This is a genomic window from Paenibacillus cisolokensis, from assembly GCF_050481165.1.
GTDB lineage: Bacteria > Bacillota > Bacilli > Paenibacillales > Paenibacillaceae > Paenibacillus_AH > Paenibacillus_AH cisolokensis.
Genome location: NZ_JBCNFP010000080.1, coordinates 22,958 through 34,278, shown reverse-complemented (window position 1 = coordinate 34,278; position 11,321 = coordinate 22,958). Strand labels below are relative to the sequence as shown.

At 57.2% G+C, this 11,321-nt stretch carries 9 protein-coding genes; 2 read left to right on the top strand and 7 right to left on the bottom strand.

All coding sequences use genetic code 11. The features are described from left to right. Nucleotides 1-251: hypothetical protein (locus tag ABEV74_RS14255; protein ID WP_430146827.1), on the top strand; the 251-nt coding region annotated here is incomplete at its 5' end. 393 nt (nucleotides 252-644) lie between these two features. On the opposite strand, the gene ABEV74_RS14250 is transcribed toward ABEV74_RS14255, so the two are convergent. The 6 genes from ABEV74_RS14250 to ABEV74_RS14225 form a co-directional block, all read right to left on the bottom strand. After that, nucleotides 645-2,249 carry a response regulator gene (locus ABEV74_RS14250; RefSeq protein WP_062495170.1) on the bottom strand — a complete coding sequence of 535 codons (1,605 nt, stop codon included), beginning with the start codon at nucleotides 2,247-2,249 and terminating at the stop codon, nucleotides 645-647. Next, nucleotides 2,246-4,093 carry a cache domain-containing sensor histidine kinase gene (locus ABEV74_RS14245; protein ID WP_430146825.1) on the bottom strand — a complete coding sequence of 616 codons (1,848 nt, stop codon included), beginning with the start codon at nucleotides 4,091-4,093 and terminating at the stop codon, nucleotides 2,246-2,248. The genes ABEV74_RS14250 and ABEV74_RS14245 overlap by 4 nt, the downstream gene beginning before the upstream one ends. Continuing rightward, nucleotides 4,090-5,619 carry an extracellular solute-binding protein gene (locus tag ABEV74_RS14240; protein ID WP_430146824.1) on the bottom strand — a complete coding sequence of 510 codons (1,530 nt, stop codon included), beginning with the start codon at nucleotides 5,617-5,619 and terminating at the stop codon, nucleotides 4,090-4,092. Before ABEV74_RS14240 ends, ABEV74_RS14245 begins: the two co-directional genes overlap by 4 nt. Nucleotides 5,620-5,766: 147 nt before the next feature. After that, nucleotides 5,767-6,630, bottom strand: coding sequence for a sugar phosphate isomerase/epimerase family protein (locus ABEV74_RS14235; RefSeq protein ID WP_430146822.1), 864 nt, complete (start codon nucleotides 6,628-6,630; stop codon nucleotides 5,767-5,769). Then, nucleotides 6,627-7,517 (bottom strand): sugar phosphate isomerase/epimerase family protein, encoded by an 891-nt coding sequence (locus ABEV74_RS14230; RefSeq protein WP_213529497.1) that lies wholly within the window; start codon nucleotides 7,515-7,517, stop codon nucleotides 6,627-6,629. Before ABEV74_RS14230 ends, ABEV74_RS14235 begins: the two co-directional genes overlap by 4 nt. 2 nt (nucleotides 7,518-7,519) lie before the next feature. Beyond that, nucleotides 7,520-8,587: a Gfo/Idh/MocA family protein gene (locus ABEV74_RS14225; protein WP_062495180.1), complete on the bottom strand. Its 1,068-nt coding sequence runs from the start codon at nucleotides 8,585-8,587 to the stop codon at nucleotides 7,520-7,522. 287 nt (nucleotides 8,588-8,874) lie between these two features. Between ABEV74_RS14225 and ABEV74_RS14220 the strand changes: the two genes are divergently transcribed. Then, a complete protein-coding gene (locus tag ABEV74_RS14220) occupies nucleotides 8,875-9,765 on the top strand; it encodes a nucleoside hydrolase (RefSeq protein WP_430146819.1) in 891 nt (296 codons plus the stop codon). Between the two features lie 191 nt (nucleotides 9,766-9,956). On the opposite strand, the gene ABEV74_RS14215 is transcribed toward ABEV74_RS14220, so the two are convergent. Beyond that, nucleotides 9,957-11,291: an ABC transporter substrate-binding protein gene (locus tag ABEV74_RS14215; RefSeq protein ID WP_430146817.1), complete on the bottom strand. Its 1,335-nt coding sequence runs from the start codon at nucleotides 11,289-11,291 to the stop codon at nucleotides 9,957-9,959. Nucleotides 11,292-11,321 lie beyond the last annotated feature (30 nt).

The following is an 11,321-nucleotide window of genomic DNA, read 5'->3' as shown; positions in this document are numbered from 1 at the left end:
GCTGCTGCGACGGCACGCGCGTCGCGTTTCCGCTGCTGCGGCGAGCGTCCGCTGCTGCGGCGGCGTCAAGCGTCCGCTGCTGCGGCGACGGCACGCGCGGCGCGTTTCCGCTGCTGCGGCGGCGTCGAGCAAGCGCGCATTTCCGCTGCTGCGGCGACGGCGAGCGTCCGCTGCTGCGGCGACGGCACGCGCGGCGCGTTTCCGCTGCAGCGGAAAGGAAAGCTTCGCAAGTCGGGCACAAACCGCCTTGACAGGCTCCGGATCTGCCGGAGCCCCCTTGCCGATCGAACGACGAAGCTGAAGAATTCCTGCAAAAGTGCATCTTTTCCATGCTATTTTTACCTAAAACGTCCAAATTCCTGCAATTATACAGGATTTTGGACATCCAAAAGCTAAATTGGTGAAAAATTCTAAAAATTACTGCACTTTTACAGGAATTTATGTTCTTTGCGTTCTTTTGAGCCAAAAATCCTGTACTTTTGCAATTTTTTCGGTACCCAGCGACACAATGTTTCCATCGGCTGCGCCTCGGGCGGGACGCGCTCGCCGCTCGCCGGCCGCTCGAGCAGAGCGCCCGCGCCGCGAGCCGACGCCACAGCAATGCGCTCGCCGCTCAGCCGGCCTGCCTTAAAGCCGTACGGCGCTCACGGCTTCATCTCGCCGGGCGTGACGCCCCAATATTTGCGGAACACTTTCGTGAAATAGCTGACGTCCCGGTAGCCGGTCCGCCGCGCGGCATCGTACACTTTGCCGCCTTCGAGCAGCGCGGCCTTCGCCCGCTCCATCTTGCGCTCCAACACATAGGCGGAAAAAGGAACGCCCATTTCCTGCTTGAACAATCGGCTCAAATAGGAGGGGTTGACGTACAGCCGGTCGGCGACCGTATGCAGCGTCATTTCCTGATCGAGCTCGCGTTCGACGATATTCAAGATTTGCTTTACGACCTGGTGGCTCGTCTTTTTCCGCTGGCTCTGCATATAGTCGCAAATATGGCGGACGGTCCGGACAAGGAGCGACCAGGTCTGGTCTTTGCTGCCGAGCAGCTTCACATTTTGAAAATAAACGATATCGTCGCGGACAACGTCCTTGACCATCCAGCCTTGCTTCTGGATGATACGGACGAACAGGCTTTGCAGATGCAGCACCGATTCCAGCGCTTCGTCGGACGTTTCGGCCCGGTCGTAGCCTTCGTTCCACAGAACGATGAGCGCTTCGAGCGCTTTCTGCTCGTCGGCCGTTTCCAGCGCGATCGCCAGCGTCTGCTCCCCGCCGGAGCCGATCCGAACCCGCCGCTCCCGCCGCTCCTGCTCCCGATACGGGATCGCGATGCCCTGGCCGTAAACGATACGCTCCTGCAGCGCGCGGCAAGCCTGCTCGTACAGAAGGTGCAAATCGCCGATATCCCCCGTGCCGGAACAGATCCCCGCGCTGGCGGTCAGCTTCAGCACCTCCTTCGTATGGAACAGCAGCTTGTCGACGGCATCGTGAATGCGCAGCATCGCATCGTTCGGATCGTCGCCGGGTTCGAACAGGAAGACGAGCAGCACGCGGCCCTGCGCATCGCCGCATACCCAGCAGCCCGGACGGGTCAGAAGCTCCTTCGCCAGACAGAGCAGCGAAAACTGCAGCAGCGGGATATCGCCCGAGCCGAATCGGGGACTGTCCTCCGGCACCGGATCGATATCGACGACCGCGGCGGCCGCCTGCGTCCCGTCCGTCACGTCGACCTGAACGTCGGCGCCTCTGGCCAGCACTTCCCACCGCGCGTACTTCCCGCCGACCCAATGCTGAAAGAAGCTGTTCTGCAAATGGGGCAGATGCTCCGTCCATTTTTGCCGCAATTCGGCCCCGGTCTGCCACTGCTTCATGTCTTCGCGCAGCTCGTTCGCCGCGCTCAGCACGGCGGACAAAATGTCTTCTTCTCCCGCGGGCTTGAGCAAATATTTCATCACGCCGAACTCGATCCCGTTCCGCGCATATTCGAAGTTGTCGTGACCGCTTAAAATAATAATTTTCATCCTGCTTCTGTCCTGCTGCCGTCTCAGATTGCCGATGAGCGCCAATCCGTCCATCTCCGGCATCTGAATATCGACCAGGGCGATATCGACACGTTTGCGTTCCGCCAGCTTCAGCGCCTCCCGTCCGTTAGGGACGGCGCCTACCACTTCGATCCCGTGTTCTTCCCACGGCATGTTATGCGCGAGCGCGCTGCGAAGCCGCGGCTCATCCTCCACGATCATCAAATTCATGCCGTTCTCTCTCCTTTCCCGCGATCCGCCGGGACGTTCGCATCGGATGCCGGATTGTCCCGGCACCGTTCCAACGGAATGGCGAGTGTGACGATCGTCCCTTCTCCGAGCCGGCTTTCGATCATCATGGCCGCTTCGCTGCCGTAATAGAGCTTCAATCTCGTGAGCACATTTCGCAGCCCGAACAAATCTTTCCAATCCTCGCCATCCGCGGATACGATCGGGGCATGGGCGCGGGCAATCAGTTGAAGCTCGCTTTGCACGTACTGCAGCCGTTCCTCGCTCATCCCTTTGCCGTTGTCCCGGACGCTGATCTTGACCGTCCTCCGCTCCTCGATCCAGCTGGAAATGATCAGCCGCCCGCCTTCTTCCTTGCCCTCAAGGCCGTGCAAAATCGCATTTTCCACCAGCGGCTGAAGCAGCAGCTTCAGGATCGGAACGGACTTGCTCGCCTCGTCGAGGCGATATTCGACCGTAAAGCTGTCCAAAAACCGGATTTGTTGAATGCGGATATAATAGTGCAAATGCGAGACACTCTCTTCGAGCGGAAACGACTGCCGGCCCTTGTTCAGGCTGAGGCGGAAAAATTTCGACAAATTCATCACCATTTCGCCGATTTCGTCAGCCTCGTAGTTTTTCGCCGACCAGTAGATCGAATCGAGCGTATTGTACAAAAAATGCGGATTGATCTGGGATTGGAGAAGCTGCAGCTCGGTTCTTGCCACGCGCAGCTGCTGCTCGTAATGATCCTCGATCAGACGCTTCTGCATATCCGCCATCCGGTTGAACGAATCGATCAGAAAACCGAACTCGTCTTTCCGGCCGTTGTGCAGCCGGACATTCAGCTGTCCTTCGCCGAACTGCTTCATGCCGCGGGTAAGCTTGTGAACGGGATACGCGATGCTCCGGTAGACGAGCAGCGAGATGCCGACGGCCAGCAGGATGCTGACCGCGATAATGACGACCGTAAACATCCGCAGTTGGTCCGTCTCTTCGTACAGCTCCCGCTTCGGCTGCATAAGGGTCAGCTGCCAGCCGGAATACCCGGAGCCGATCGTTACCTCCAGCTCGCTCGCGCTCGGCTGCGGCACGGCGCTTATCCCGTCCATTCCGGATGTGCCGGCGATCAGCCGCCCTTGTCCGTCCCGCAAATATATGCCGGCTTTCGGGGAAGGCAGCAGCATCTTGATCGCCTGCAGCAGCTTCATCTTATTCAGCGTAATCAGCAGAACGTTCGGCTGTCTGTCCGTATTGTACAGATCCATCATGCGCACCAGCGTCACGCTGTCGGTATCGAGCATTTGGCCGAACGTCTCGTTCCGGGCGACCCGCTCGTCCGGCATGACGTAGCGGATGCCTGTGCCGACGGTTGCGGCAAACCGCCCGAACCAGTCCCGATGCGGCTCCGATGCGAGTCTTCTGCCCCCGATATCGGTCGAAATCATCATATCCGAGGCATGATGATAAACCGATATTTGCGATAAATAATGATTGACCGCGCCGATGTTGGACAACTGCTTGAGCAGCTGGGCGAAATCGACGATCATGTCGGGCGACAGGCTCGAGCCGTTCTTGTTCAGCATCTCCACCAATCCGGCGTCGGTCGCGATCAGCGTCGAGATTTCTTCCACATTTTGCAGCGTCAAATCGATATGATCCATGACCGAGGCCAAAGCGAGCCTGTTTTGCTCCACGGCCTGATCGTACACGATGCTGCGCGATTTGCCGACGGCAAACAGGCTGACGGCGACGAGGGGCAGCAGAATAATGAGGAAATAGACCGTCAGCCGGACTTGAATTTTGCGGGAAAACCGGTGCAGCAGCCAGCGGAAGAACGGAATCACGGGATGGCTCCCTCGCTCTCCTTGTTCTTCCGGGCGTACCACTCGTTCACTTCCCGCGTCATTTCATCACCGCCGGCTTCCCGCCACTGTTCCGCAAACCGGTCAAAAGCGTCGAGAGGCTCGATGCCCATTACGATTTTCGTAAACAGTTCCTCCATTTTCAGTTCGTTCAATTTCGCTCTGTATTTGCTCATCGCCTCCGTCGGCGCGCCGGTGAACGCATTGGGGATGGCATGGTCTTCAATCCGCCGCAGATTGTCGTACAGATCGAAATCGCCGAGCGAATCGAGACGCTGCTTGAACAGAACGGGATCCTTCACATCGACCAGCGCCTGATACATCCCTCTGTACAGATGCTTGTCATGCTCCGCGAAATTGGTGACGATCCGCCCGTCCTGCAAGCTCCATATCTCGTTTTCGAAGCCGAGCTTAAGTGTCCGGTGCCCTTCTCCCGCGATAAAGTTGAGCATGCGGATGACGCCTTCCGGATTGGCCGCTCCTGCCGGCACGACATTGTAGCCCCGTATCATCTCCTGCGCATACGTGCCGTTTCTGCCGTCCTTGCCGGTCGGATACGGGAGCGCGATCCACTCGGCGGACGGATCTTTCGCTTTGCTGGCGGCGATCGGACCGCGGGTATCGTACCAGGTAGCCGAATACAAGCCGACAACGCCGTTCTCAATTTTGTCGTGCAAGTTTTTCAGACGATTGAGCGGAAATTCCGGATCAAGCAGTCCCTCGCCGTACAGCCGGGCGAAAAAGACGAGCGCTTCCTTCGTTTCCGGCAAGACGCTGCCGTAGACGAGCCTGCCGTCTCTTTCGAGCCACCTGTCGAGCTGCGTGCCGAACGCGCCGAAGAACGGACCGGAACGGCCCAAATTTTCCGTCATAATGAGGCCGAGCGTATCGTCTGCGCCGTTGCCGTCCGGATCATCCAGGGTAAACGCCCGGATCACCTCGTAGTATTCGTCCAGCGTAACCGGCGGCTTCATCCCGAGCCGGTCCAGCCAGTCTTTGCGCGCATAGACGATCTCGGTGCCCGGCACTTCGTTCAGGCTCGGTACGGCATAAATATGCCCGTTATAGCTCACCTGCTCCCAGGCTTCCTCCGGAATGAGCTCCTTCAGCGCAGGACCGAAGCGGTCGATCAACGATTCGAGCGGCAGCAGCGCCTTGCGCTTCGCATAGCCGTCCAGCCAGACGGGATCGAACGTATGAATCAGATCCGGCACGCTGCCGGACGACATCAGGACATCCAGTTTTTCCTCGTACACTTGCTGGGGCGGAAGGACGACGCCGATATCGAGTCCGGTATGGGTCTCGATGTAATGCAAATAAGGATTGTCGTTCTCGTCCATGCCCGGAGGGAATGTCATGCCGAGGCTGTTAATGACGATGGTCACCGGCTTTGCTGCGCTTTCGGCCGGACCGTCGCCATTGTTCACCTGAACGCCGCCGTTCAGGCAGCCGGTGATGAGCCATATCGACATCGCCGCTACAACAGCCGTTATCGAGCTTCTCTTCATCGTCTAACCCTCCTTGACTTTGCGCGACCAAGGAACCTGAATCGTCAGGCTCCGAAACCGGATTGCCACAGGACGGATGCGGGAGCAGGCCATTGCGGAAAAAGGGCGCTTGCCGGCCGATGGCCGATAAGCGCCCCGCAGTATTTTTTATACTTCGTTCCAAATCCGCGCCACATTGGCCAAACCGATTCGGGAACCGGTGCGGCAATCTTCCATGCCTTCGAATTCGAGCGACAGATAGCCGTCGTAACCGGACGATTTCACAATTCGCAGCACTTCGTACAGGTCGATATCGCCATGGCCGGCGATGGCGCCGCGCAAATAGTTGCCGGCCGCCGTACGGAACCAGCCTTCGCCTGGATTGCGGTCCTTGCCGCGCAAATAAAAGTCTTTGATATGCACCATCGATGCGATGCCGATGTTCGCCCGGACCGCTTCGACGGAATTTTCATCGGCGCACATAAAATTGCCGATATCGAGCGTCGTCCTGAAATTCGGCCGGTTGACTTCGGCGACAAGCCTTTGCACCCGCTTGTGAGCCTGAATGTAATAGCCGTGATTTTCCACGCTTGTCGTAATGCCGTATTGTTCGGCATATTCCGAGATGATAGCGCACGCTTCGACCAGCGCCGGAAGATCGCGCTCGAACCGCTCGTCCGTCGCTTCCGCCGGCGGCAGGGAAGCGACATCGTGGCGCATCAGCTTGACGCCGAGCGCGGCGGCGATGTCGACCTGCTCCTTCACGCGCTCCAGCTCGCGCTTGAAGTCTTCGCGCGTCGGCTGCAAAAACTGGGCGCCGATCGCATAGTTGGATACTTCGATGCCGGCCGCCTTGGCCGTTTTGCGAATATGCTCTACGAGTTCCGGATTGCCTGTCAGCTCGAAGCCGATCGGAACAATTTCCACATGCTGGCCGCCCTGCTCGGCGATCCAGTTGATCACATCAGCAATATTCATTTCGCCCGCCCCGATCGCCCGGGACAAGCTGTAGGAGCTCAATCCTAATTTCACGACCGCACCTGCTCTCTGTAACGTTTAATAAATTCGACGGCATGGCGGATATCCGCCTCCGGATTCGCGCCGACCTCGCGCTCGATCGTCAAATAGCCTTTGTAGCCGATATCCGCAAGCGCCGCAAAATAGGCGTCGAAATCGACTTTGCCTTCGCCGAGCGGCAGCTCCTCGAACAATTCGCCCGCTGCCAGCATCCGGGCGATTTTTTCATGCTCCATCTTGTCGAAGCCGAGCGCTCCGTATACGATGCGGGGATCGACTTCCTTGTGGCGCACGCCGTCCTTCACATGCGTATGCACGATATAGTCTTTGAGTGTATAGACGCCTTTCACCGGATCGTCGCCGGTCACCATAACCATGTTCGCCGGGTCGAAATTGACAGCGACGCCTTTGCCCGTCAACGTTTGCAGAAAACCGAGCAATCGTTCGGCCGTCTCCGGCCCCGTTTCAATTGCAAAATGCGCATTCATGCTGTTGGCGTAGCGGGCCAGCTCGTCGCATGCTTCCTGCATGGCGGCGAACACTTCGCTGCTTGGGTCCTCCGGCACGATGCCGATATGGGTCGTCACCACATTCGTTCCGAGCTCGACGGCCAGGTCGAGAATCCGCTTCGATTTCTCCACCTTCCCGGGATTGGCCTGCCTGTCCTGGAAGCCGTGGCCGCCAAGGTCTCCGCACAGCGCCGAAATTTCCAGTCCGAGCGAATCGATGTAGTCGCGCAGTTCCTTGCGGGCGGCGGCGGACAGATTGTCCGGGTCCATCTCGCCGGATACGGCATAAATTTGCACGCCTTCCGCGCCTACCGCTTTGGCCTTCTTGAGTCCTTCGCGCACGCCGACGCCGAAGCTGTCGACGATAACGCCGATTTTATTGGTAATGGTCATTCTTATGCCTCCTCGAACACGATCTCGCGGCCCGTCTCGGCCGACTCGTAAATGCCGCACAGTATTTTCATGATCTCGACGCCGTCATCGACCGGGCTGAGCGTTTCCTTGCGGCCGAGCGTCGCATCGATAAAGTGGTTGATTTCCGATTGGAATGCCGCCCCGAAGTTGAACGACAGATGGTCAACCTGCGGCGCCCAGTTCATAATAATGTCGTTTCGTTCCGTAATGAGCGCCAGTTCGGGCTCCAGCTCCGCCCCGCCCTTGTCGCCGAACAGCTTGACCGCCGTCTCGTCCTTCTTCGCATGCAGCGTGAAGCTGACGTCCACCATCAGGGATGCGCCGTTCTCGAAACGGATCAGGGCATTGGCCATGTCCTCGACCGTATTTTTCGACGCGTCGTAATCCGCCGCTTTGTAGAACGACAGATGGCGGACATTGCTGCGGTTGCCGAGAAGATGATAGGCGCTGCCGCTGATCGAGCGCACTTTCGGGCGCCCCATCAAGTACCAGCATACGTCGATTACATGAACGCCGATATCGATAAGCGGTCCGCCGCCGGAACGCTCCTTGTCGGCGAACCATCCGCCGGGATTGCCGAGCCTTCTCAGGCTGGAAGCTTTGGCGTAATAGATGTTGCCGAGCAGGCCGTCGTCGATAAACTGCTTCAAAATTTGCGCGTTCGGGTCATAGCGGCGCACAAATCCGACCTGCAGCACCTTGCCTGTCCGGCGGACCGTTTCCTGCACCTGCAGCGCCTGCTCGACCGTCTGGGTCATCGGTTTTTCGACCAGAACGTGCTTGCCGGCTTCCAGCGCCGCAATGCTGATCGGCGCATGCGTATTATTCCATGTGCAAATGCTGACGGCATGGATTTCAGGCAGCGCCAGCAGTTCATTATAATCGGTAAATACATGCGTGGCGCCGTATTTTTGCGCGCTGGCCTTCGCCCGTTCTTCGTTCAGGTCGCATACGGCGTAAATCTCCACTTCCGGATTGTTCCGGTATGCGTCAAGATGGACGTTCGAGATCGAGCCTGTGCCGATGACGCCGATTTTCAGTTTGCTCATCTTGCAATCTTCTCCTTTCAACAGCCTTCAATTGTGGTGCCTCTTTTTCATATTCGGTGCAAATTCGCTTTGCCCTTCTACATTTCGAAGAAAATCTCGTTTTTTTTGTCTGTTCCCGGAGGAAGATGGCTAATGCCGGAATTTGCAGCCAAAATGCATGGCCGCAACAAAAAAGCGGGCCTGCGCCACCGCGCAAACCCGCCGCAAGGCCACGCCTTTGTCTGTAGAAAACCACTTTCGAAACGAATTTCATTGTATGATATTAGATATGGAAAGGAGAAATGCCTGTGACAACAAAAAAAGTATTGGTAGACACCGATATAGGGGGCGATATTGACGATGCTTTATGTCTGGCATACTTGCTCGGCCATCCCTCATGCGAATTAATGGGGATCACAACGGTAAGCGGAGAAGTTGAAAAACGGGCGATGATCGCCGATGCGATTTGCAAGGTTGCGGGAAGAAACGTTCCGATCCATGCGGGCGCTGACAAGCCATTGCTTCCGAGCCCGCTGTATCCGAAGCCTGACGGTGCGGCCAGACTGTCAAACTGGGCGCATGAAACGGCTTTCCAAAAGTACCGGGCCGTTGATTTCTTGCGTCAGACCATTCGCGAAAATCCGCATGAAATCTCGCTTCTGGCTATCGGTCAACTGACCAATATCGCTTTGCTTTTTCTGATCGATCCCGAAATTCCCGAACTGATTAAAGAACTGCATATCGTTTGCGGCGTATTTTCGGATGAATTGCAGACGAGTCCGGATATGCCGATGGCGAACTGGAATTCGTGGGCGGATCCCCACGCTTGCGCGATTGTTTACCATACAAACGTGCCTGTCCGCAGAACTTTCGGACTCAATGTGACAACGAGGCTTACGCTCCAAAGACGCGAGAAAGCCGATCTTTTTAGCTCCGATATAATGAAAGCCGTGGAAGATTTCGGTTCACCGTGGCTGGAAAACAACGTGATGACCTTTCACGACCCGCTTGCGGCCGCCTGTTTGTTCGAACCTCAAATATGCGAGTATCAGAGAGGTGTTATCGATGTGGAGATCAAAGACGAGCGGACCCTTGGCATGATGCATTTTCGCCCAAGTGATGACGGCTGCGGTGAAATTGCAACGTCCGTGAACCGAAATCATTTCTTCGAGCATTATTTTTCGATCGTTTGCAGATGAACGGAATCAGGCCGGCGAAGGGTACCAACGGAACGCCGGGCTCGTCGCTTCGCGAGGCTCACCGTTTCGCAGGGGTCACCGCTTCACCGGCCAGGTCGGCCGCTTCGCCAGGTTCACAGCTGCGTTTTGCCGGCGGCGGCATTCGCCATCCCGCGAACGCCGAGCGGCCAAAGGCCGGCCGCCGGCAGCGATCAATTCTCGATCTCCTTCGAAATTTTCACGACCTCTTCCCACGCCTGTTCGGGGGTAATCTTGTCAAACATAACCATCTGCACAATGTTCTCGTATTCTTTATCGAATTTCGACCAGCCGCCCTTTGAGCCCGGGCCCGGATCGAACGTCTGGGCGTTCTGGGCCACCCGGTTGATCAGGTCGATTCCCATCTTGTCGACATCCGAAAATTTCGGTTCCAGATGGGAAAGCATCTTTTTGGAGACCGGCACCCCGCGCGAGGTAGTCAGGATGTCCGCCGCTTCCGTGCTGTTGATAAACCAGTCGATAAATTTGATCGCTTCATCTTCATGCTCCCGATCGGGACTGACGCTCCAATACATCGAAGCTTTCAGCCAACTGGACCCTTGTTGGTCGGAAGGGGCCGGAATGACCGCCAACTGGCCGGGCTTCAGACTGTCAAAGCCGCCGACTTCCGCCGCATGGCTGCCGCGCATCAGCACTTTCTCCTGAGCGAGCAGATCCGCTTTGGCGTCAAACTGCTTGTCGGAAACCGTGACGTCCGGCGGAGGCACGAGCCCGTTCTTCCGGAGCTCGGCAAACGTCTTCATCCAGGTAAGCCACGTTTCTTTGTCATAGTTAAATTTCCCGTCCGATGTCCGGGGCCATCCTTTGCCTTTCGCCAGTTGGTAAGCGCTATAAAATCCGCCGTCGGTCGTCAGATCCTTGACCAGATATTGATCCTTGGCAAGTTTCGGCTTCGCTTCCCGGATGAGCCGGAAGAAATCGTCCCACGTCCAGTTGTCCGCCGGGAGCGGAATGCCGGCTTTTTCGAAGATCGCCTTGTTGTAAATGATGCCCCAGGCGTTGTTCCCAAGCGGCACGGCATACAATTTGCCGTCGTACGTACCGGTGCTGAGCAAGTTCGGATCGACATCTTCCACATTCACGGCGGACAGGTCCGCAAGCCGGTTGCTTGCCGCCCAATCCTTGAACCAGGCCGGGTCCATCTGGAAAATGTCGGGGGTATTCCGCGCAGCGGCTTGCGTCGTCAGCTTGTCGATATAACCGTCGAATCCCTGGAATTCCGGTTCAAAGGTGACGTGAGGGTTCTTCTTGGTATACGCTTCCAACGCTTTCAAGGTCGTGTCGTGCCGCGACTGCGGTCCCCACCACATAATCCGCAGCTTGACGGACGCGGCGCCGCCTTCAACATTGCCGGATTGATTTTGCTCGCTGGCCGCGGCGCCTTCTTCTTTTTTTACGCCACAGGCCGAGAGCGCGGCCGACAGCAGCAGAACAAGCGCCAACCATACCATCCGATGGGTCATCTTCACTTCGGTAACCCCTTTCATTTCTTTGTATTCGTTTTCAAACCCATCGTA